Below are 20,234 nucleotides of genomic sequence, written 5' to 3'. Positions count from 1 at the left end.
TCGTGAGTTGCAGGTTGTGCAGACCGCTTCGCCGGGGGTAATGCCGGAGGGCGCGGGGCACGCGGCAAAGTTCCCGTGGGGTGGACTCTTGATTCTCGCCGCTGCGGGGTTCACCGCCGTCACCACCGAACTCCTGCCGTCCGGGCTGCTGCCGCAGATCAGCAGGGACCTGGGTGTGGAGGAATCGGCTGTGGGGTCTCTGACGGCGGCCTACGCGGCCGTGATCGTTTTCACCGCGCTGCCTTTGTCGCGGCTGTTGAGCGGGCGGATACCCCGCAAGGCGTTGTTGATTGCGACCGTCCTCGCATTCGCTGTGAGCAATGTGTTGTTGGCCTCCAGCCCCAGCCTGGGCTTGGCGGTCGCAGCGAGGCTCCTCGGTGGCGTCGCCCACGGGATGCTGTGGTCAAGCATGGCTCCTTACGTGGCGAGGATCGTTCCTGCGCACTCGGTCGGAAAGGCGATGGCTATTGTCTTCAGCGGAAACAGCATCGCCATGGCAGTAGGTGCTCCGATCGGAACGCTCATGGGCACGGTGCTGACTTGGCGGGCTTCTTTCCTTGTCCTTGCCGGGGTCGGCGCGGTCCTTGCGCTCCTGGCGGTGTGGATGCTGCCTGCAGCCCCGGATGAAGGCACGGCGGCGACGCCGACCCTCCGCGGAGCCCTGAAGTTGCCAGGCGTGATCGCCATAGCGACAGCCTGGCCGCTCCTGCTCCTGGGCCATTTCACCCTCTTCACCTACATTGCCCCGTTCCTCCACGCCGCAGGCCTTCCGAGTGCGGCCACCAGCATCTCCTTGTCGGTGGTCGGGGTCGCGAGCCTCGTGGGGATCTGGATTGCCGGCCTCACGGCCGATTCCCGCCCGCGACGTTCGCTGCTCTCCGCGGTGGGCCTGCTCGTGGCTGCCTTCGCGCTGTTGCCGCTTCTGGGCGGCACCTGGGTGGGGGAACTCGTACTGGTGACCATGTGGGGAACCGCATTTGGAGCGATCGGCATTTACAACCAGGCCGCGATCCTCCGCGCCGGTGGAGAACATAAAGACGCAGCCAACGGCCTCACGGTTGTCACCATTCAGCTCGGCATCGCTTTAGGGGCAGGGTACGGTGCGCTGGCCCTGACCACCGCCGGAGCCGAGCTGGTGCCACTGGCCGCAGCTGTCCCGACGGCGGCAGCCCTCGCGATCATCGTGGCGAGCCGCCGCGGCGGTTACCCCGCCGGCCCCCGGGAGTTACGGGCCCGGACTCACGCGAGGCGACCGGGCTAGGCCTCGACAGTCTTCTCCCGCGCCGCTACCTTGGGCGTATGAGCGAAGAGCATGTGCCAAAGCGGGACGAAACGGGGGACGACAGGAAGGGGGCTGGGGAACCCGGCGAAGAGCGTGGCATGGACCTCCCGGCCGCAACCGTGGGGAGCAAGCTGGACCCGGACTTCATCCCGGCCGAAAGCCACGAAAACCCCGATGAAGAGCGCGCCCGGAAGCACCCCGAAGAAACTGGAAGCTGATTCTCCGGCCGCAGGGGCCGGTTGAGGAAGGAACGGACATGGGCGTTGAGCCGACGAGCAATCCGGAGGAACCCGTCCACGACGGCGTGCAGGACAGGACCGACCCGGTCCCCAAGGAGTCGGGCGGCCCTTCCGAGGATCGGCCGCTGCACCAACCGGACGAAAGGCCTGCCGACTTCGGGAATGTCTCCGGCGGCGAGGCCGACGGACCGAGCGGCCCGGCAGAAGACCAGGACGATGCCGGGGGAGACGACCGCGGCCTGACCACCGACTTGGCGCCGAGCGACTAGCAGTTCAGCGCTGCCTAATGCCGGAGGACCCGGATTGTTTCAGGCTCGGGTCCGCCGGGTCCTGGAGGACCATGCCGGCTTTGAGCCCTGTTTCCAGGTAGTCGACCACGGCGGCGTTGATCCTTTCGCCGGGAATAATCGCTGATGCCGAGTCCGGAAAGATCCATCAGGATCTGCATCCGGTCAAGGTCGCGAGAGGACTCGACCGCCAGCAGCTCGTCCTCCAACACGCGCCATCCGTCGATCGCGGAATACAAGATTGCGTTCGGGCTGGTGGTCATCAGAAAATCCGCACAGGCTACCCGCCAAGGCCTCTACTAAGAGTGCTTCGATTTGGTCCATGGTCCCGTTCTATGATGTGCCCAGTTCCATCATGAGGGGTGGTAGTTCGTCGGCAAGTTCCCTGGCGAGGTAGCCGGGGCTTCCTTTCCGGCTGGCCAGCCGGTCCCCGGCTGCGGCATGCAGGTGCGATCCCCAGCAGGCCGCCTGCACGTCCGTTGTTCCGCGGGCCCGGAGTCCGGCGATGGTGCCGGCAAGGACGTCGCCGCTGCCGGAAGTTCCCAGCCCGCCGGAACCGGTGGTGATCTCCCAGCAGGCGGTCGAATCGGTTTCCCCTGGGTCTGCGTCGCGGGGCCGGGCAACGATGCCCTGACAGCTGACCACCGCATGGTAGGTATCGGAAACTTCCGCGACGTCCTCGCGTAGTTCTGCGGGATCGCGACCGAGGAGCCGCCCCAGTTCGACCCGGTTGGGAGTGAGGATGAGGCGGCCGGCCCAAGGCTCGATATGAGGCAAAAGCTGCTGAAGGACGCCCAGGGCATAGGCGTCCAAAATGATTGACTGGTTTTCGGGAAGCCGCTCCCTGGCCGCAAGGTATCGCAGTAACTGTGCCGTCTCTTCGGGGTTATCCAGGCCTGGCCCGATGAGTACGGCGTCGGCTGCCTCCAGTTCCGCTTCCAACGCCTCAAGTCCTGTCGAGCGGACCGAGCCGGCGGGCGTTTCGGGCAGGCCGATCACGCCGGCCTCAGGCATGGCGACTGCCAAGGCTACGGCCGTTGATTCGGCAACGGCAAGCGTCAGGCGGCCGGCGCCCGCACGGAGCGCAGCGGTGCCGGCGAGAAGAGCGGCACCCGGCGTCTTCCGGGCCGCGCCGATGACGAGAACGGACCCGCGTTGGAGCTTGCCGGAGCCGGTTGCCGGCAGTGGCCAACTCCGCAACAGGGTCGGGGTCACCGGGATGGGTGGAAGGTCATCGCGGATGGACATCGGCATCGCTTCCGTGTTCAGTGAGGGTCACCCCGTGCTCCATAAGATGGTCTGCGACGTTGAAGCTCTCAAGGGTCCAGGGACCGAGACCTTCGGCGCGGACATACCGTGTGAGGGAAGCGTTCAGAATCGTGGTGGTGGCTGCGATATCGAGGAGCCCTTGTTCGGAGAGGCCGTCCAGAAGGTACCGGAACAGCAGGATAACGGCATCATGGCTGACCACGAGTACCCGCTCCCCTCTGGAGAGCTGTTCGACGTCGGAGCGAAAGCTCCGCAGCCTCAGTGCGACGTCGGTCCACGACTCACCACCGGGCGGCCTGTAGTAGAACTTTCCCAACCATCGGCGACGGTGCGCCTCCTCCGGCAGCCTGAGTTCAACACCCTCGGCGGTAAGCATGTCCAGGATGCCAAGCTCGCGGTCCCTGAGCCGCTCGTCCGCGAGGACCGGGACCGTCCAGCCAGCGGCCGCGACGATGATTTCCGCAGTACGACGCGCCCGGGCGTACGGGGAGCACCAGACGATGTCCGGGCGCTCCGAAGGCGGGAGCTTGGTGAATGAACTGCCTAACGCGGCGGCCTGCTCGTGACCGATCCGGGAAAGATCAATGTCGGCATCCCGCGCCGGGACGTCAATGACCTCCGCTCCGGACAATGTGGCAGCCGAGGCGGCCACATTTCCCAAGCTCTCACCGTGACGGACCAGCATCAGTTCGACGGCTCCCTGGCCGGATCGCGCTCGAGTGCTATCGCTCACAAAGAATCTCCTTCGCCGTGATAGGGGCCGGACTGCCGGCCGGCGTCGATGCCGGCCGGATCGTCGTCCCGGGCGCCAATCCAACCCTCGCTCGCCCGGTGCGCCACACGATACCGAGCGCTCGGGGGAAAGGCTAGAGGCGCAGCCCGTCCCTCAGTCATGAAATCAACGTTGTGGCGATTGCCTATGCCCGGGAAGGAGCGGACGTTGCCTTCACGTACCTGCCTGAAGAGGAGCAAGACGCCGCGCACACGGCCGCGGTGGCAGCGATGATGGCGAACACGACCAGCGAACTGGAGAAAAACTTGCCGGTGAAGACGTCCGCGCGGGCATTGGGGAGCTTGCGGTGAGCGGCCGGCGCGGAGCATCTAAGTATGCTTATTATCCAGATGCTAAATCAGCCTAGAGCAAAAGGGGAACGAGATGAATGTCCTGATCAAGCTGCTGGGTACGTTGGCGGGAATGGGTGCCGGAATTGCGGCGAACAAGGCCTTGGAGTCCATCTGGAGCAAGTCAACCGGCAAGCCCGCCCCCAAGGACGCGACCAATCTGGAGGATTCCTTGCCCGGCGTAATCCTGTTTGCCCTTGCGGGGGCCGGGGTCGGGGCAGTCATTCATGTCCTCACCCAAAGGACAACCAAGAACGCCCTCGTCAAATTGCAAGAGACGGCGAGTGAAGTCTGAGACCGTCCGTCAAACGCCTGTAACCTTGACCAGTGGCATTGGACTTTACAGCGATCGACTTTGAAACTGCGAACGGCTTCAGGGGTTCGCCGTGTTCGGTTGGCTTAAGCAAGGTCCGCGGCGGCGTCGTGGTGGAAGAAGCTTCCTGGCGCATGCGGCCGCCGGAAAACCACGACCACTTCGAGTACCACAACACGCGTATCCACGGCATCCGGGCCCAAGACGTCGCCGATGCTCCCCGCTTTGGCGAACTGTTCCCTGAAATCGGCGCTTTCATCGGCGGGGATATTTTGGCAGCCCACAATGCAGCTTTCGATCTCGGGGTCATCCGCTCCGGGCTTGAGGTTTCCGGGTTGCCCGGGCCCGCCTATGAATACGTGTGCACTGTGATGTTGTCCAGGCGCTGCTATTCCTTGGTCTCCAATTCCTTGCCCTACGCGGCGCAGGAAGCCGGCGTGCCCCTCATCAACCATCACGATGCCGCCGAGGACGCCCGGGCCTGCGCAGGGATCCTGGTGGATATCGCCCGCAGGAACAACGCCAATAGTATTGCTGAGCTCTATTTGTCACTCGGCCTGGCGTTGCCCAAACAGCAGGGCTTCCGGCCCGGAGAAACCTTCTCGAAGCAAACGATCGCGGCGCTCGCATCCGTCGGCGCAGTGCGGGACGGAGCGCCTGCGGGGCGGCCCGGCGTCGGGATCGGCGACGGCGTCCTTGGGCGGGCCTGGAACAACTGGCCCGAGGAGGGCAGCAATCCCGTGCCCAACCCCGCCGCGGAACCTGGCCACCCACTGTTCGGACAGACCGTCGTCTTCACCGGTGAGCTTGCGATTGCCCGGCCGGAAGCGAAACAGCGGGCGGCGGAAATGGGCGCGCGTCCAGAGAGCCGGGTGACCGGGAGGACCACGGTCCTCGTGGTGGGCGACGGGTTCGTGGCCGGGGATCTCCGGAACGGCCGGCTCACGGGCAAGGCAAAGCGGGTATTGGAACTGCATAGCCGCGGCCAACAGATCGAGGTGCTGTCCGAAGGGGAGTTCCTGCAAATGGTTGGCGGCAGCTAGGAATCCGGCCCACAATTCACACGAAGCAACAAAACTTCCAGTTCCCTCCGTGCGCTCCTAGCCTTGAGCCATGACACAGGGCAATCAGATCGACATCGCGCGTTCCGCCGCCGGAACCCAGCCGTCAGCCGTGTCCGGATGGCGGGCAGTCTTCGCTTTTCCCAATCCTGTTAATGAGTATGCGGCGAGAATCACGGCCGGCCTGGTGGTGCTGGCGGCGGTAGCCACCCTCGTGAGTGGCTTCGGCTGGGGACTTGTACTGATCGCGGCCGGTTTCTGGTTGCGGGTGCTGTTCGGGCCGAGAATCTCGCCGTTTGCCCTGCTGTCCGTCAAAGTCCTGGCTCCCCGGATCGGTCCAGCCAAGCTCGTCCCGGGACCGCCCAAGCGTTTCGCCCAGGGAATCGGTGCAGTGCTCAGCACGGCGGCTGCAATTCTCTTCTTCGCCGATTTCGCTTTGGGAGCGTGGATCCTGCTCGCGCTGCTGATTGTGGCGGCATCCCTCGAATCTTTTGCGGGGTTCTGCCTGGGCTGCACCATTTTCGGTTTCCTGCAGAAGCATGGCCTGATCCCCGAAGATGTCTGCGAAGCCTGCAACAACATCGCGCTTCGCCGCCGCTGAGTGCTACTAGCCGACAGTGACGGCGATCAGCCGTTGCGCCATCCCGCGGATGACGTCCGGAGCCTCAAGGGCCTCGAGCCAGTCCGCAGGAAGGGCAGCCTCGCCATGGAGTGCCCCCAGGATGTTTCCCGCGATGGAGGCCGTGGAGTCGCTGTCACCGCTATGGTTCAGCGCCACGCCGATCGCCCTCCGGAAATGGGCGGCCGGATCGAGCTGCACATCGGCCGTAGCTTCGGTTGCCAACACTGAATAGAGCCCGACGGCGAGTGCCTCCTCCGCGACCCATCCCTCGCCCAGCTGCGCGGTGAGTTCCTCCGGGTTGAGCAGGGTGCCGGTTGCGGACAATATTAGCGCCTGGCGTAGGCGCTCCAAGAGTTCCGGGGCAGGATCCGGCAATGCCTCCACAACACTCAAGGCGTGCTCAGCCGCAGTCCGCACATCCGAGCCCGTAGCCAACTTGTGTACGAGGAGGCTGAAGGCAGCGGCGCTCTGCCGGGCCGAAGGGTGACCGTGGGTCAAGGAGGCCGCAGCAGCGCTCAACCTGTAGACCGCGGCTTCCGGGATGTGCGGGACAAGGCCAAAGGGCGCTGACCGCATCACGGTGCCGCAACCCTTCGAATCGGGATTGACCGGACGGGCGACAGTTCCCATGTCTCCGGTGGCAAGCCCGCTGAGGCAGGCAGAGCCGGGATCCCTGCGGTGCCGGAGGACGTCCTGGCCGTCAATCCAGCGCGGTTGAGGAACCGGAGCCGACGCCGGCAACGGGACCCCCTGGGTGGCGAGCCAGCGGAGGTAGGCCAGCCAAAGGCACGCCGTTTCATCCGCGGCCACGCCGTCGTTGGCCCATTCGAGGGCCTCTACGAGCCCGTCCACGGTGTACAGCGTCATCTGGGTGTCGTCCGAAAAGTGACTGCCGCCGTCGAGCTGCCCAAAAGAGGTGAGGCCCGCGGTGCCGTAGCGCGATCGGATGGCGTTGATGCTGTCGAATTCAACCGCGTAGCCGAGCGAATCGCCCAAGGCGCCTCCGAGCAGGCAACCGTGGACCCTGGATTCGAAGGTTGGCACGGCGGAGGGGGAAGGTTCAGCGCTCATAGTGGTAATTTACCGCGGCTGCTTCCGGGACTTCACATGCCCACTGATACGGTGGCACCTGAACCAGGAGGCAACAATGCGTGAACCGGCGTGGCGGAAATCCGGAAAGACCCCGGACTACAGATTCTCCCTCGCAAACGAGCGCACTTTCCTTGCCTGGATCCGTACTGCGCTGGCCCTCCTGGCAGGTGCTGTTGCGATAGATCAGCTGGCTCCGAACATCGCGCCGCAACCCGTGCGTATTGTCCTGTGCGTCGTGCTTTCCATCATTGGCGCGGGCCTCGCGACGCTTGCCTACCGCAGGTGGGCGCAGATGGAAGCGGCCATGCGCAATGACCAGGGCCCTGCCCTTCTCGCGGGTCATGCTGCTCATGACCATCGTGGTGGCCGCGGCGGCCTTCACCTTTGCGGTATTGATCCTGGTGGCGCGTTGAACGGTGAAGCAAGGGACCCGGGGCTACAGCCGGAGCGCACAACCCTCGCGTGGCGCCGGACGCTGATTTCGCTCTTGGTAGTGGATCTGTTTCTTTGGCGCAGGTGGCTGTCTGCCAAGGCCGGCGCAGGGCAGATTTCCACCGGAATACCGGGGCTCGACTACCAGGGAATCTGTGCCCTGACGGCCGCCGCAGCGACGATCGTCCTGGGCTGCGTTGTCTGGACGCGGTCCCGGCAGCTCCACCACGGAGTGGAAGAAGCGTCGGCCGTTTTGATGCTGGTAAGCGCACTGTCCATTGTTGCCCTCGGCTGCGCTGCGGTCGCCGCGATCGCGTTGGGCGACTAGGCTCGGATTCAGGAAGCGTCCAGACTCGGCTGACAGGATGCTGCAGGGCAAGCGCTTGGTCCATTGCATGGCCGCCTGCCGCCGTGCTTGGAGAATGCGCTCCGCCAAAGGCCAACCGAACTTCGAACTAAGGAATCATTCGACATGACCACAGCTGTGTCCGGTCCCTCCTCCCGCGGTACCCGGCTTCTTGCCCGGGCGTTCGCTGAAGCTCTGGGGACGCTGTTCCTTGTGGTTATTGGCTTGGGCGTGCTTATTTTCATTAACCCCCAGGCGGTTCCCATGCCGGGATCACTCGCCAGTGGCCTGGCTGTGGCGGCTGCAATGCTCGCCTTCGGCTACCTGTCCGGCGGGCACTTCAACCCCGCAATCACGGTTGGCCACATGGTTGCCGGCCGCATCAAGCTCGTGGACGGCGCTGCGTACATTGGGGCCCAGATTGTGGGCGGCCTGTTGGGTGCCTTGGCGCTCTTCGCCGTTGTGCGGACGGTGCCTGGGATCACGGACAGCCGCACCGTATTTGACACCGCAACCTCGGGGTTCGGAACGCATTCCAGTTTCCAGGTCCCTATCACTGGCGTGATGCTTATAGAGGTCATCGGCGCCGCAATCTTGGTAGGGGTCTTCTTGGGCGTCACCGCCCGCCGCAATCCCGGCAAAGCCGCCGCGCCGTTCGCCGTCGGCCTGACCTTCGCAGTGTTGCTGCAGTTGGGGCAATCCACCGGCAACCTCGCCTTCAACCCCGCACGTGCAACCGCGTCCGCGATTTTCAGCTCGAGCTGGGCACTGGAGCAGCTCTGGCTCTTCTGGGTTGCCCCGTTGGTAGGCGCAGCGATCGCGGGCCTCATCTTCCGCGGCTTTGGTGAATCTGCTCCGGCAGCCGTCGCTGAGATCGAAGAGCCCGCTCACGACGAGGAATGGGATGCAGCATCCGACGGCGACACTGACGCCCGTGTTACTGAAGGCGCACCTGTTGCTGAACGCGCCGACGACGCTGCCGTACCAGCTGCTGCACCCGCCGAAGCGCAGCCCGACGTCGCGCCGGCTGCGAAGCCGGAGGCAGACCCGGCGCGTGACTTCTTCGACGGTAAACGGGGCTGAGACCGAAAATTACCGCCTGGAAGGCCCTGATATTGCCGGTGCCGCCGCGCCGCGCCAATAATGTCGGAGCCTCCGGTTAGCGTGAAAAACATGAGGCTTCTTCACACTTCGGATTGGCACCTCGGACGTTCCTTCCACGGCGTCGGGATGCTCGACGCCCAGCGCAACTTCATCGAACAATTGTTGTCGGTTATCCGTGAACAGTCGGTGGACGTCGTGCTGATTGCCGGCGATGTCTACGACCGCGCGCTTCCTGGCCTGGATGTCGTGAAGCTTCTGGACGATGCCTTGGTGCGGATCACGGACGCGGGCGCCAAAGTGGTACTGACCAGCGGCAATCACGATTCCGCCATCCGCCTCGGTTTCGCGTCCCGTTTGCTGGAGCGGGGAGGGGTTCATCTGAGGACCCGCGTGGAGGATCTTGATTCCCCGGTCCTGTTCGGGCTGGATGGCAACGGCGCCGGGTCTGCCAAACCGGACGCCCCGGTGCTTGCGGTCTACGGTATTCCGTATCTTGAACCGAGGCTTGTCGCGGAACGGCTCGGCGTTCAAACGGCGAGCCATTTCGATGTCACCCGGGCCGCGGTGCAGCTCATACGTGAGGACATCGCGCGGCGGAGCGAATCGGGACCGGTGCATTCGGTGGTGCTGGCACATACCTTCGCGAGTGGCGGCATCACTTCGGACAGCGAACGCGATCTGAGCATCGGGGGCTTGGGAGCGGTGCCCTGGATCTCTTCGATGGATTTGGCTACACGGCTTTGGGTCACCTTCACGGGCAGCCAGGAACTCTCGGAGCACGTTCGCTATTCGGGTTCCCCGCTGGCCTACTCGTTCTCCGAAGCGAGGCATCGGAAGGGTGCATGGTTGATCGACGTCGGCGCCGACGGCGTCGGGAACGTCGAGGAAATCCTGTGGAAAGCACCGCGGGAACTCGCGATCCTCAGGGGGAAGCTTGCCGAGTTGCTGGAACTTGAGGAGTACCGCTGGGCAGAGTCGGCATACTGCAGGTAACCCTGACGGACTCCGCGCGCCCGGCGCAGGCCATGGAACAGCTGCGGACGCGGTTCCCGGACACCCTGGTGCTGGGCTTCGATCCCGAAGACGCCGCAGGAAAAGTCAAGGCCAGCTACAGCAGCAGGCTTGCCGAAGCGGAAGACGATCTCGGCGTTTGCTGCGGCTTCCTAGACCACGTGCGCGGGCGGCCTGCTGACGAAACTGAACTTTCCGCTCTTCGTGATGCCTTGGAAGAGGTCCGGCTGGCAGGAGCAGAGCTGTGAGAATCCACCGCCTTGAGATCGAGGCATTCGGGCCGTTTGCCGGGCAGCAGTCGATTGATTTCGACCAGCTGGGCGCCCAAGGGTTGTTCCTCCTGAACGGTGCTACTGGCGCGGGTAAGACGAGCGTGCTCGACGCTATCTGCTTCGCGTTGTACGGCTCGGTACCGGGTGCCCGGCAGGACGGCAAACGCTTGCGGAGCGACCACGCGGAACCGGCTGCGGAGCCTCGTGTTTCGTGCGAATTCTCTGCGCGCGGCAGGCGCTTCGAGGTCACTCGCTCTCCGGCATGGGACAGGCCCAGTGCCCGCGGGCGTAACGGCTTCACCACCCAGCAGGCCAAAACCCTCCTGCGCGAACGGGTTAATGGTTTGTGGGAAGAAAAGACTTCCCGCAATGACGAGGCCGGCGCGGAAATCGGTGACGTCCTCGGAATGGACCGCGAGCAGTTCGCCAGGGTGGTCATGCTTCCGCAAGGAGACTTCGCTGCCTTCCTGAGGTCCAAGGCTTCTGACCGGCTGGACCTGTTGCAGAAGCTCTTCGGCACCCAGCGTTTTGAAGCCATCGAACAGCAGTTGACACTCCAGGCGCATGCCGCGCGCGCAAAGGTCGAGGACAACCAGAACCGTCTTCAGCTAATCATGCAGCGCGCGGAGGCGGAGTATGCGCAACTGGGCATCGAAGAGTCCAAGGAGTCGGAGGACCATGACCCCGGCGTCGGTTCGCCGGAACTGCGCTTGGAACTCCTCGAGTCCCAGGCACAGGCAGAATCGCTAGGGCGGCAGCAAGCGGCAGTCTCTGCCGAAGCCGTCCGGCTTCGGCTCGCGGACAAGCTCCACTCCTCACGGGAACAGGTTCAACGGCATGCGAAGCTCGACGCCGCAAAGCGCCGACGCGAAACGCTTACCGCCCGTGCGGCAGAAGTCCAGGAATATCGTGACCGTCTTGGACGCCACCGGAAGGCTGCCGTCCTCGGCGGACAGCTTGACGCCGTAGAACGTACCTCGAAGGCGCTGGGCTCTGCAGCATCAAAGGCCGAGTCGGCAACGGCGAGGCTTCTCGCGGCATCCCTGGACGCAGAAGATCCCGCCTCGGCCCTGGCCGGGATCCAGGAAACCATGGCCATCCTCGAAGCCCGGGCTGCGGACGAACAGAAGCTTGAAGACATCGCCGCCAGGCTTGCCGCGTTCGGCGTTTCCGCGGGAAAGCGGGCCGCGGCAAAGGAAGAGACCTCCATCGCCTTGGCCGGGCTTCGGGCGGAAGCTTCCGGGTTGGAAAACGATCTGGACCCGTTGGAGGCGGCAGCTGTGGAACTGCCGCTCAGGGAACGCGAAGCTGCAACGGCGCAAATCACCCGCGAGACCGTGGCCCGCTACAAAACTGCCGTGGATTCCCTCTCTGCGGCGGTGAAGCGGCACGCATTTGCCCGCGCGCTCTCCCAAGATCTCCGCCAACTCTGGTTGGACCTGCGCGAATCCCGGCTCGCCAACGCAGCCGCCGAGTTGGCCGCGAAGCTACGGGATGGCGACCCATGCCCTGTCTGCGGAAGTGCTGAGCACCCCACGCCGGCGCCTGCCGGAGTGACGGCCCTCGCTCTCGCCGAAGAAGAGCAATCCGCTCACGAACGCTACGACGAAAGCGAGCATGAACTTCTGCAGGCCGCAGCTGAACTGTCGTCGGCCGAGCAGGAGGTCGCCGTGCTGGCCGCCCAAGGCGGGGATCTCGATCCAAAGGAAGCCGCCTTGGCGGACACCGCGGCCAAGGCTGCCCTGGTCTCGGCGCGCTCCGCCGTGGACGGACTCAAGCGGGTCAAGACGGATCTTGCCCGCGTGCTGGAGGGCATTGCCCGCTTGGAAGAAGAGCAACTTCAGGAGGACACGGCAACGGCGCAGGCTGAGTCCGCCATGGCCCTGCTGAACGAACAGCGCGAATCCTGGAGACCCTCCTTTCCGGGCTGAGGGATGGATTCGGCACAATTCGGGGCAGGATCGAGGCATTGACCGGACAGCGTGAGCTCCTGCAGTCCGCCGTCAATGCAGGTGTCCAGTTGGAAAGGTCCCGGGAGGCCTTCGACGAAGCGTCCAGCGCCTTGGAACGAGGCCTGGCGGCAAATGGATTCGCCACGGCTGAGGCTGCTCGGAACGAAATCCTGGACGAGCAGCACCTCGCCCGGCTGGATGAAGGCATCAGGGCCGCCGAGACCGAGAACGCCCGTCTTGCCGAGCTTTTCGAGTCCGAGGATCTTGTGCTCGCTGCAAAGGAAGCACGGCTGGGCGAGGTGCCCTTGGCCGCCGTCGAACTCGCCGCACTTGAACAGGAGGCCGGGCAGGCGGATGAAATGTCACGCACTGCGGCGCTTGCTGCGGGACTCGCCGCCCGGACGGTGACCAGCCTGACAGCGATTCGCTCGCAGTACGAAGAAGCGGCGGCATCCGGTCGGGAACCCCGGGAACGCGCCCGGGTACTCGGCGAGCTGGCCGAAACCGCCCGGGGGTCCGGCGAGAACGGCTACAAAATGAGCCTCAACAGCTATGTCCTTGCGGCCCGGCTCGAACAGGTCGCGGCTGCAGCCTCGGAGCGCCTTGTCGCCATGAGCGATGGCCGTTACACGCTTCAACACACGGACGCCAAGGCAGCCCGGGGCGCGAAATCCGGGCTGGGTCTCGAGGTCGTGGACGAGTGGACGGGCCAGCGGCGGGATACCGCCACACTGTCCGGAGGCGAATCCTTCATGGCTTCGCTGGCTTTGGCCCTGGGACTCGCCGACGTGGTGCAGCAGGAGGCGGGAGGTGTGGACATCGAAACCCTGTTCGTTGACGAAGGCTTCGGTAGCCTCGATGAGCAGTCCCTTGAACAAGTCATGGACGCGCTGGAGGGACTGCGCGACGGCGGCAGGGTGGTCGGGCTCGTCAGCCACGTTGCGGAAATGAAGCAGAGGATCAGCAGCCAGTTGCAGGTAATCAAAACCCGAACCGGCTCCACCGTGCGAATCGTGGACGCCGCAGCTGCATAGGGGCAGGCCACTCGAATCAGAGGCGGTCCAGCAGGACATCCGCTAGACTTGAAGGGTTACACCGGGTCGCGCGCATCGGGAGGAGGGACGATGCGCATCTTTCAGCGAACCCGGAATCATGAACTCCTCCCCACGGAACTCTGCGGCCGACACCGCGCTCCATTCTGACCCTTCATCTCCGGCTCCTCAGCTTGAGGAAGCCGGCACCGAAGCTCCCGGCGTGAAATCCCGCGATGCGGCCGCGATGCCGGCTAGTTCTCCGGCCGCGCCGCGCCGCTCGCGTTTGCCCGGCCGCTTCGCGCGCCTGCCCGAACTCGCCGGCCGAAGCTTCCTGCCGCTGGGGCTCTTCGCAAGGCTGCCCCTCGCCATGCTGACCGTTGGCACGCTGACCCTTGTCACGGCGGTCAGCCACTCTTACGCCATTGGCGGCTTGGCAGCTGGAGCTGTCGGCATCGGATCGGCACTGGGTGCGCCCGTGCTCGGTTCGCTGGCTGACAGGGTAGGCCAGCGCCCGGTCCTGCTGGTCGCCGCGGCCGTCAACGCCGCCACGGTTGTTGCACTCCTGTTCGCCGCATACCTGACGCCCGACTTCACTGTCCCTACGGACGCTCTCGCTATTCTGGTGACCGCCTTCCTGTCCGGAGCGAGCTGCCCGCAGGTGGGTCCCATGGCCCGCGTCAGGTGGATGGCCCTGACCACGCGCAACCTGACCACGCGCAACCTGAGCACAAGCAACCCGAGCCCACGGAACCCGAGCTCCGGAGCCAGCGGTAAAACTGCTGGTTCCGGCAGCGTTGCAGCCAATCGAGCAGACCTTGACACGGCCTTGTCCTACGAAGGAACCGCTGACGAGGTCACGTTCGTCCTGGGGCCGGCGCTGGTCGGCATTCTGGCCAGCCTCGTAGCACCGTGGCTACCACTGGGATTGGCTGCCGTCCTCACTGCCACCTTGGTGCCCGCTTTCGCCGTCCACCCTTCTCAGTTGGCGGTGGTGCCGGCAAAGCGCAAGGCGCAGGCCGGCGTCGGGAGCGGTCCTGCGGGCCGGAAATCAAGCGTTCGCTCACTGGTGAAGGTGGCAATTCCCGTGTTGGCCATGGTCTGCATGGGAACGTTCTTCGGTGCCACGCAGAATGCATTGAGCGCTTTTTCGGCCCAGTTCGCGACCGCGGAAATCGCCGGACTGATGTATTCCGTCATGGGCCTGAGTTCTGCTGTCGCGGCCCTCTCGGTCGCCTACTGGCCACAGCGTTTCGGGCTGGCCAGCCGATGGGTTGCTGCCGCGGGGGCGATGACTGCTTTCTCCCTTTTGCTGTTCCTGCCGGCCGGACTCTGGCCCATGGTCATAGTCCTGCTGGTGCTCGGTATTCCTGTGGGACCCGTCATGGTGACGGTCTTCAGTATCGGGGGAGTGGTGGCGCCGGCGGGCCGCATGGCCACCGTCATGACGGCCTTGGCGAGCGGGATTGTGGCGGGTACGGCTTTGGGTGCCTACTTTGCAGGCCAACTGGCGCAAACGCAGGGGCCAGCCGCTGCCTTTGTGGTGTCCTCCGCAGCGTCCGGCGCGCTCCTGGTGCTCGGCATCGTTGCGCGATTCATACTTCGGCAGAGGCCAAGCACCCAACCGGCGTAAGCCAAGCACCCGACCGTAGGGTGGTTGACCTCCCCGTCCTTACGCCAGCTGGGACTCTATGCGCGCCGCACTCGCGGCCAGTGCCTCCCCGACTGCTGCCTGGTCCTGTTCGCGGCGAATGTAGACGACGGCGATCGCGGCGGGCCGTCCGCCTGGAAACCTGGATGGGGGCAGCTAAGGATGACAGTCCCGCGATGACCTCGTCGTGGCTTGCGGCGTAGCCGAGCCTGCGTGCTTCCGCGGCTTCGGGCCGATAGGGCAACCCGGGGGCGCGGGCGGCCCATTCTTCCTCGCTCATGGTGGACTGGATGGCGATACCCGGCGCTCCGGTGTTGACGGGGTGGCGGGTACCCGGGTGCTGGGCCAAAGTCGCAGCCGAATGGCGCGGCTCCACTGTGACCAATGTGACGCAGTCCTGATGGTCCCAGACCGCCACGAAGGCCGTCATAATCAGGGTGTTTGCGAGCTGGGTGAGTTCGGGGAGCGCGGCCGTCTGAAGATCGCGGGAGACGCCTCGCGCCAGCACCGCCAGGCCCGGGCCCGGCTGGACGCGGCCGGCGTCGTCGCGCACCAGTAGTGAATGGTCCTCAAGGGTGCGCAGGATCCGGTACGCCACCGAGCGATGAACGCCGAGGGCGCCGGCGAGTTCTGCAATGGTGAGGGAGCGCTCGGCGGCGGCCAGGATTTCCAAGGCCTGGATTCCGCGGGAGAGGGTCTGCGACGGCGAGACGGTCGCCGTCGTTTCCTGCAGATTGTTCGCGGCGCTGGGAGACATCATGCGCTCCATCCTATGTTGGGGTCCTCACACGGACGGCCCTCTTGTCTTGTGCTGTGAGAAGCAAGAGACTAGGGTTCTGTATGAGAATTTCTTGTTCAAATATAGAACAGGTTCGCATATGGAACAATCTCCAGCCGGGAACCAATGATGATTGCCAAGTCCAGCCACAATGGGGAACCGGGCCCCTTGAGCCGCACCACGCGGCCGCGGGCACATCATTTCCGCGGTAGCCTCGGCCGGTTTGCCACGGGCGTCGCCATTGTGACGTTCGACGGTGCCCCTGGAGTAGGTGGAACCAGCAAACGTCATGGCATCACCGTCAATTCCTTCACCTCGGTGTCCATGGAGCCCCCGCTGGTACTCGTGAGCATCGCCCGCACGACGAAAGCCCACGACGAGCTCCCCGGGCGGCCCTTCAGCGTCAACATCCTGGGGGCTGAGCAACAACAGCTCGCCTTGCACTTCGCGGGGCGGCCAGGGCCGGAACCCCTGTGGGTCGAAGGCGGCACGGCACCCCGGCTCTCGAATGTGCTCGCCTATTTCGAATGCAAGCCGTGGGCCGCCTACGACGGCGGAGACCACACCCTTTATCTGGGCGAAGTGGTGGACTTCAATTACCGCAATGGCGACGCGCTTGCCTTCGCCAACAGTTCCTTCACCACCATTCCGGAAAGCCAATTGGGAATGGAGGACCTTCTGTAGTTGCCCGCGGCGCCCGGAATGCCGCATTCGTCACAATAATGCCGTTTCAGCTCAACCATCATTGGAGGCAACCATGGGAATCCGGACCGGACAGCAGTACCTGGACAAACTCAACGCGATGACCCCGCACGTCCTGATCGACGGCGAAATGGTGACCGAAAAGATCGCTGACCACCCGTCCTTCAGGAACGTGGCCCGCACGTACGCGAAGCTCTTCGATATGCAGCATGACCCGAAGTATGCGGACGCCCTCACCTATGAATCCCCGACCACGGGTGATCGGGTGAGTGCCTCGTTCCTCGTGCCGCGCAGCAAGGAGGACCTCGAGCGCCGGCATGCGGCAATCCGCACTTGGGCGGAATACTCCCACGGATTCCTGGGCCGGACCGGCGACTACATGAACGGTGCGCTTACGGCGCTCTCGGCTGCGGAAAAGTGGTTTGCCCAGGCTGATCCGATGTTCGGCGAAAACATCCGCAAATACTACGAACATTGCCGCGAGAACGATCTGCTTGCCACGCACACCCTGATTCCGCCGCAAGTCAACCGCTCGGTGTCCGGATCCGAACAACTCGGCGGGCAGCTCTCGGCCAGGGTAGTGGAGGAGCGTGAGGATGGAATCGTTGTCCACGGTGCGCGCATGCTCGCAACCATCGCCCCAATCGCCGACGAGCTCCTCGTGTTCCCTTCGACCCTCCTTCGCGCGACGCCGGAAGACGCTCCGTACTCCTACGCCTTCGCCCTCCCGAATGACGCGCCGGGAATGCGCTACCTGTGCCGGAGCTCCCTTTACAACGGCGGAAGTACGCACGACGAGCCCCTCGCGAGCCGCTTCGAGGAGATGGACGCCGTCGTGGTTTTCGATCATGTGTTTGTTCCCAACGAGCGGATCTTCATGCTCGGCCATCCGGAATTGTGCAACGCCTTCTACTCGGAGACAGGCGCCGGCGCCCTTATGACCCATCAAGTGGTGACGCGGACCATTGCGAAGAGCGAGTTCTTCCTGGGCCTCGCCTCGGAGATCGCGGCATCGATCGGGATTGACGGCTTCCAGCACATCCAGGAAGATCTGGCTGAGCTGATCGAGACGGTTGAAATCGGCAAGGCCCTGATGGTGGCCGCGGAGGCTCAAGCTGCTCCCAGCCCGGATGGCGTATTCCTGCCGCATTGGCCCACCCTGAATGCAGCCCGGAACTGGTACCCCAAGGTTGCCCAGCGTTTCCCGGCGATCATCCGCAAATTCTCCGCGTCAGGGCTGATGGCGCTGCCCGGCGAAGCCGACGTGGCCAGCGATGCATTGCCGGATATTGAGCTCTACCTGCAGGCGAAGACCCTGACGGGCCCGGAGCGCGTGCGCCTCTTCAAGCTTGCCTTCGACGCCAGCATTTCTTCATTTGCCGGCCGCAGGCGCTGTACGAGTATTTCTTCTTTGGCGATCCCGTCCGCATGGCTGGTGCCCTCGTCAACAGCTATGACCGCGAACCGGCCCGCGCCCGCGTCCGGGAATTCCTCGAGCGGCAAGACTGAACGCGCCGCGCGGGCGAGAACGACCCCATCACTGCAGGTTCTCTATGCCGACGCAGTAAATGACTGGCGCTACCGGAATTCCCGCGTCGAAATGGATTTAGCGGCGCGCGAGGCCGGATGTGCGTCGAGAATACGCGGGCCCACTCCGGACGCGTGTGCCATTAGACGCCCGCCCGCTTCCAGGAGCCGCACGGCGTCGTCGTCGGTCAACTGTTCGAAATGCTCGTAGAACGCACCCACGGCGTGGAACCTACCCGGCGTGTGCAGGCACATCATGGCGTCGCACACGCGGCTGATCGAGGCTTGCGCCTCCAAGGAGGAAACCGGAACAGCCGCCACCACGGTCACCGCGCCGCCTGCGCGGACAGCCTCGACCGCTGCCCGCATTGTTGCTCCTGTGGCCAGACCGTCGTCAACGAGTACTACGGTTTTGCCCGAGAGATCGAAGCTGATAGCCGGGTAGGTTTCCACACGCCGCAGGAGTTCGCCCCGCTCGCGCGCCTCAACGGCGACGAGCGAATCCTGAAGAATTCCGTGCTGACGCATGCGTTCGATGAGGGGCCGGTTGACCATACGGACAATCCTGCCGTTGAGACAGGCGAGGGCGCCGAACGCTGTTTCTTCGCGCCCCGGAATGCCAAGTTTGCGCACCAAGACGGCACCATAGGGTTGGTCAAGCTCGACGGCGGCAGCCGCCGCGACGGGGACACCACCGCGGGCGAGACCCAGCAGGATGGTGTCCGGCCGTTCCCGGAGCTGTGCCAGCACGGCTGCCAAATGGCGTCCGGCCTCCGCACGGTCCTTGAAGCGCATGCCCATTCGTCTCATTTCCACGTCATCCGGCGCTGAAACAAGCCTACCTTTCTTGCCGGGACCGCTCCGCGCTGCCACGATTGGCCGTGTGAACAAGCCCATCGGTTACTGGATGAAACGCTGGATGCCGCATTGGACGCGCATCTGGACAGCACCTTGGCGAGATTGAAACTCAGCCGGATGCAGTGGCAAACCCTCAATGTCCTGGCCGACGCGCCGCTCAGCCCAGGAGATCTTGACGGTGTTCTCAACCCCTTTTGGGGCAGCGATACGCGACGTCGCGAAAGCGAGCTGGCCGCGCTGGTGGGGCGCGGACTGATCATCATGGTTCACGACCGGATCAGCTTGAGCGAACTGGGTCACGCCAAAAACACGGAAGCCCAGCGGCTCGTCGAAGACTCCCGGCTGGACATCTCGATGGGGATCGGAATGGACGAATATGCCATGGCCCTCAGCGTGCTGGAGCGCATGACACTCAACGCGGAGCGGCTGGCTCGGTAGAAGCCAGCCGTCCTAGACGCCGAGGAATGCCACCGTCGCGTCCTTGAACAGCCTGCTGGTCACGGCATTGCTGTGGTTCCGGCCCGGGATGAGCAGCTGTTCCACCATGCCGCCGGCGTGGGCCGCGATGGCAGCGAGCTCTGGCATGGTGACAGCCCGTTCGTCCTTGTCGCCGGCCACGAGCAGCATCGGCATGTGCGGGACGGCTTCCGCGGGATCGTACGGTTCGCCCTTGATGGCCTCGATAAGGGACAAGAGCGCAAAGAGATCGTTGCTCGGCAAGAGCTGCGCCATTTTGAGCAAGCCCGCAGTGGACTCGTCCTCAACGGCTGTGCCGTCCGCGAGGTAGCGCTGTGCCGCCGCCAGGTCGAAGGACGCCAGCGGGTCTTCCTTGTTCGGGCCGCCCAGCACCAGCCGGTGGACGAATTCCGGCTGGGTTGCCCCGAACTCCAGGGCGAGCCGGGAGCCCAAGGAATAGCCGACGACGTCGAGCCCGCTGGCAGGATCGCCGTCGCGCAATGGCCGTACACCGGCGTCGGACACTATCTGAAGAAGGTCCGCGCGAATCCGGCTGGGGGAGTAGAGAGTTCCAGGTCCTCCGGCGAAGCGCTGCGGCCGTGTCCCGGAAGGTCCACGGTTATGACGCGCCGGCCGGCTGCCTGAAGGGTGGAAATCCAGCCCGTGTCGCCCCAGTTGAGCTTGCTCGAAGACGAGAATCCATGCAGCAACAGGATGGGGCGCAGTCCGGCATCGGTCCCTGCGGCGGGTTCATGGACTTCCACGAAAATATGCGGATCCGTCCCTTCCACCGTATGTAGGTGCTCTCCTGTGTGCCTGCCGCTCAT

At 64.5% G+C, this 20,234-nt stretch carries 21 protein-coding genes and 3 pseudogenes; 17 read left to right on the top strand and 7 right to left on the bottom strand.

The genetic code is table 11. The features are described from left to right. Positions 1–40: 40 nt before the first annotated feature. From ACF0H6_RS04415 to ACF0H6_RS04405, 3 genes are read left to right on the top strand one after another with little or no spacing between them, the layout of a single operon-like run. On the top strand, positions 41–1,261 hold the full coding sequence (locus ACF0H6_RS04415; protein WP_395249876.1) for an MFS transporter: 1,221 nt from the start codon (positions 41–43) through the stop codon (positions 1,259–1,261). Between the two features lie 38 nt (positions 1,262–1,299). Then, entirely contained in the window at positions 1,300–1,500 is a 201-nt protein-coding gene (locus tag ACF0H6_RS04410; protein WP_395248604.1) for a hypothetical protein, read from the top strand. 38 nt (positions 1,501–1,538) lie between these two features. After that, on the top strand, positions 1,539–1,790 hold the full coding sequence (locus ACF0H6_RS04405; RefSeq protein WP_395248603.1) for a hypothetical protein: 252 nt from the start codon (positions 1,539–1,541) through the stop codon (positions 1,788–1,790). 14 nt (positions 1,791–1,804) lie between these two features. Here the strand turns inward: ACF0H6_RS04405 and ACF0H6_RS04400 are convergent, their stop codons facing one another. The 3 genes from ACF0H6_RS04400 to ACF0H6_RS04390 form a co-directional block, all read right to left on the bottom strand. Beyond that, positions 1,805–2,071 (bottom strand): hypothetical protein, encoded by a 267-nt coding sequence (locus ACF0H6_RS04400; RefSeq protein ID WP_395248602.1) that lies wholly within the window; start codon positions 2,069–2,071, stop codon positions 1,805–1,807. 70 nt (positions 2,072–2,141) lie between these two features. Next, entirely contained in the window at positions 2,142–3,056 is a 915-nt protein-coding gene (locus tag ACF0H6_RS04395; RefSeq protein ID WP_395248601.1) for an NAD(P)H-hydrate dehydratase, read from the bottom strand. Next, positions 3,040–3,762, bottom strand: a complete 723-nt coding sequence (locus tag ACF0H6_RS04390) for a histidine phosphatase family protein (RefSeq protein WP_395249875.1) — start codon at positions 3,760–3,762, stop codon at positions 3,040–3,042. Before ACF0H6_RS04390 ends, ACF0H6_RS04395 begins: the two co-directional genes overlap by 17 nt. A gap of 221 nt (positions 3,763–3,983) precedes the next feature. Here ACF0H6_RS04390 and ACF0H6_RS04385 point away from each other — a divergent pair, with 221 nt between their 5' ends. From ACF0H6_RS04385 to ACF0H6_RS04370, 4 genes are all read left to right on the top strand, one after another. Beyond that, the gene (locus tag ACF0H6_RS04385; protein WP_395249952.1) at positions 3,984–4,160 is read left to right on the top strand and encodes a hypothetical protein; all 177 of its coding nucleotides are present in this window, start codon (positions 3,984–3,986) and stop codon (positions 4,158–4,160) included. 73 nt (positions 4,161–4,233) lie between these two features. Then, the gene (locus ACF0H6_RS04380; protein ID WP_395248600.1) at positions 4,234–4,494 is read left to right on the top strand and encodes a DUF4235 domain-containing protein; all 261 of its coding nucleotides are present in this window, start codon (positions 4,234–4,236) and stop codon (positions 4,492–4,494) included. A gap of 32 nt (positions 4,495–4,526) precedes the next feature. Further along, complete coding sequence (locus ACF0H6_RS04375; RefSeq protein ID WP_395248599.1) at positions 4,527–5,555, top strand: exonuclease domain-containing protein; 1,029 nt, start codon at positions 4,527–4,529, stop codon at positions 5,553–5,555. A gap of 70 nt (positions 5,556–5,625) precedes the next feature. Next, positions 5,626–6,174 (top strand): DUF4395 domain-containing protein, encoded by a 549-nt coding sequence (locus tag ACF0H6_RS04370; RefSeq protein WP_395248598.1) that lies wholly within the window; start codon positions 5,626–5,628, stop codon positions 6,172–6,174. A gap of 6 nt (positions 6,175–6,180) precedes the next feature. Here ACF0H6_RS04370 and ACF0H6_RS04365 read toward each other — a convergent pair whose 3' ends face one another. Next, a complete protein-coding gene (locus ACF0H6_RS04365; RefSeq protein WP_395248597.1) occupies positions 6,181–7,266 on the bottom strand; it encodes an ADP-ribosylglycohydrolase family protein in 1,086 nt (361 codons plus the stop codon). Between the two features lie 76 nt (positions 7,267–7,342). Here ACF0H6_RS04365 and ACF0H6_RS04360 point away from each other — a divergent pair, with 76 nt between their 5' ends. The 7 genes from ACF0H6_RS04360 (at position 7,343) to ACF0H6_RS04330 (ending at position 15,068) form a co-directional block, all read left to right on the top strand. Next, positions 7,343–8,047 (top strand): DUF202 domain-containing protein, encoded by a 705-nt coding sequence (locus tag ACF0H6_RS04360; RefSeq protein ID WP_395248596.1) that lies wholly within the window; start codon positions 7,343–7,345, stop codon positions 8,045–8,047. 144 nt (positions 8,048–8,191) lie between these two features. Continuing rightward, complete coding sequence (locus ACF0H6_RS04355) at positions 8,192–9,148, top strand: MIP/aquaporin family protein (RefSeq protein WP_395248595.1); 957 nt, start codon at positions 8,192–8,194, stop codon at positions 9,146–9,148. 90 nt (positions 9,149–9,238) lie between these two features. Further along, positions 9,239–10,162, top strand: coding sequence for an exonuclease SbcCD subunit D (locus ACF0H6_RS04350; protein ID WP_395248594.1), 924 nt, complete (start codon positions 9,239–9,241; stop codon positions 10,160–10,162). 32 nt (positions 10,163–10,194) lie between these two features. Next, a complete protein-coding gene (locus ACF0H6_RS04345; RefSeq protein ID WP_395248593.1) occupies positions 10,195–10,428 on the top strand; it encodes a hypothetical protein in 234 nt (77 codons plus the stop codon). After that, positions 10,425–12,383, top strand: a complete 1,959-nt coding sequence (locus ACF0H6_RS04340; protein ID WP_395248592.1) for an AAA family ATPase — start codon at positions 10,425–10,427, stop codon at positions 12,381–12,383. Before ACF0H6_RS04345 ends, ACF0H6_RS04340 begins: the two co-directional genes overlap by 4 nt. A 38-nt stretch (positions 12,384–12,421) precedes the next feature. Then, positions 12,422–13,438 (top strand): SbcC/MukB-like Walker B domain-containing protein, encoded by a 1,017-nt coding sequence (locus ACF0H6_RS04335; RefSeq protein WP_395248591.1) that lies wholly within the window; start codon positions 12,422–12,424, stop codon positions 13,436–13,438. Between the two features lie 244 nt (positions 13,439–13,682). Beyond that, complete coding sequence (locus tag ACF0H6_RS04330; RefSeq protein ID WP_395249874.1) at positions 13,683–15,068, top strand: MFS transporter; 1,386 nt, start codon at positions 13,683–13,685, stop codon at positions 15,066–15,068. 39 nt (positions 15,069–15,107) lie between these two features. On the opposite strand, the pseudogene ACF0H6_RS04325 reads toward ACF0H6_RS04330, so the two are convergent. Continuing rightward, positions 15,108–15,843: pseudogene (locus ACF0H6_RS04325) on the bottom strand (IclR family transcriptional regulator). Between the two features lie 147 nt (positions 15,844–15,990). Between ACF0H6_RS04325 and ACF0H6_RS04320 the strand changes: the two are divergent. After that, a complete protein-coding gene (locus ACF0H6_RS04320) occupies positions 15,991–16,548 on the top strand; it encodes a flavin reductase family protein (RefSeq protein ID WP_395248590.1) in 558 nt (185 codons plus the stop codon). Beyond that, positions 16,469–18,075 (top strand): annotated as a pseudogene (gene hpaB / locus ACF0H6_RS04315) (4-hydroxyphenylacetate 3-monooxygenase, oxygenase component). Before ACF0H6_RS04320 ends, hpaB begins: the two are co-directional and overlap by 80 nt. 69 nt (positions 18,076–18,144) lie before the next feature. Here hpaB and ACF0H6_RS04310 read toward each other — a convergent pair. Then, complete coding sequence (locus tag ACF0H6_RS04310; RefSeq protein WP_395248589.1) at positions 18,145–18,894, bottom strand: phosphoribosyltransferase; 750 nt, start codon at positions 18,892–18,894, stop codon at positions 18,145–18,147. A 174-nt stretch (positions 18,895–19,068) separates the two neighbouring features. Between ACF0H6_RS04310 and ACF0H6_RS04305 the strand changes: the two genes are divergently transcribed. Then, positions 19,069–19,389 carry a MarR family transcriptional regulator gene (locus tag ACF0H6_RS04305; RefSeq protein ID WP_395248588.1) on the top strand — a complete coding sequence of 107 codons (321 nt, stop codon included), beginning with the start codon at positions 19,069–19,071 and terminating at the stop codon, positions 19,387–19,389. Positions 19,390–19,401: 12 nt separating this feature from the next. Here the strand turns inward: ACF0H6_RS04305 and ACF0H6_RS04300 are convergent. After that, positions 19,402–20,234 (bottom strand): annotated as a pseudogene (locus ACF0H6_RS04300) (alpha/beta fold hydrolase).

The organism is Arthrobacter sp. NA-172 (assembly GCF_043952055.1).
Taxonomy (GTDB): domain Bacteria; phylum Actinomycetota; class Actinomycetes; order Actinomycetales; family Micrococcaceae; genus Arthrobacter.
This window is presented reverse-complemented; position numbering and strand designations above follow the sequence as displayed.

Bases quoted from the DNA above. Each gene is read 5' to 3' on its own strand.
- ACF0H6_RS04415 (WP_395249876.1), top strand. From the start codon at position 41: ATGCCGGAGGGCGCGGGGCACGCGGCAAAGTTCCCGTGGGGTGGACTC.
- ACF0H6_RS04380 (WP_395248600.1), top strand. From the start codon at position 4,234: ATGAATGTCCTGATCAAGCTGCTGGGTACGTTGGCGGGAATGGGTGCC.
- ACF0H6_RS04400 (WP_395248602.1), bottom strand. From the start codon at position 2,071: ATGACCACCAGCCCGAACGCAATCTTGTATTCCGCGATCGACGGATGG.
- ACF0H6_RS04405 (WP_395248603.1), top strand. From the start codon at position 1,539: ATGGGCGTTGAGCCGACGAGCAATCCGGAGGAACCCGTCCACGACGGC.
- ACF0H6_RS04410 (WP_395248604.1), top strand. From the start codon at position 1,300: ATGAGCGAAGAGCATGTGCCAAAGCGGGACGAAACGGGGGACGACAGG.
- ACF0H6_RS04345 (WP_395248593.1), top strand. From the start codon at position 10,195: ATGGAACAGCTGCGGACGCGGTTCCCGGACACCCTGGTGCTGGGCTTC.
- ACF0H6_RS04320 (WP_395248590.1), top strand. From the start codon at position 15,991: ATGATGATTGCCAAGTCCAGCCACAATGGGGAACCGGGCCCCTTGAGC.
- ACF0H6_RS04355 (WP_395248595.1), top strand. From the start codon at position 8,192: ATGACCACAGCTGTGTCCGGTCCCTCCTCCCGCGGTACCCGGCTTCTT.
- ACF0H6_RS04310 (WP_395248589.1), bottom strand. From the start codon at position 18,894: ATGGGCATGCGCTTCAAGGACCGTGCGGAGGCCGGACGCCATTTGGCA.
- ACF0H6_RS04350 (WP_395248594.1), top strand. From the start codon at position 9,239: ATGAGGCTTCTTCACACTTCGGATTGGCACCTCGGACGTTCCTTCCAC.
- ACF0H6_RS04305 (WP_395248588.1), top strand. From the start codon at position 19,069: ATGCAGTGGCAAACCCTCAATGTCCTGGCCGACGCGCCGCTCAGCCCA.
- ACF0H6_RS04330 (WP_395249874.1), top strand. From the start codon at position 13,683: ATGCCGGCTAGTTCTCCGGCCGCGCCGCGCCGCTCGCGTTTGCCCGGC.
- ACF0H6_RS04390 (WP_395249875.1), bottom strand. From the start codon at position 3,762: ATGCTGGTCCGTCACGGTGAGAGCTTGGGAAATGTGGCCGCCTCGGCT.
- ACF0H6_RS04395 (WP_395248601.1), bottom strand. From the start codon at position 3,056: ATGTCCATCCGCGATGACCTTCCACCCATCCCGGTGACCCCGACCCTG.
- ACF0H6_RS04360 (WP_395248596.1), top strand. From the start codon at position 7,343: ATGCGTGAACCGGCGTGGCGGAAATCCGGAAAGACCCCGGACTACAGA.
- ACF0H6_RS04365 (WP_395248597.1), bottom strand. From the start codon at position 7,266: ATGAGCGCTGAACCTTCCCCCTCCGCCGTGCCAACCTTCGAATCCAGG.
- ACF0H6_RS04370 (WP_395248598.1), top strand. From the start codon at position 5,626: ATGACACAGGGCAATCAGATCGACATCGCGCGTTCCGCCGCCGGAACC.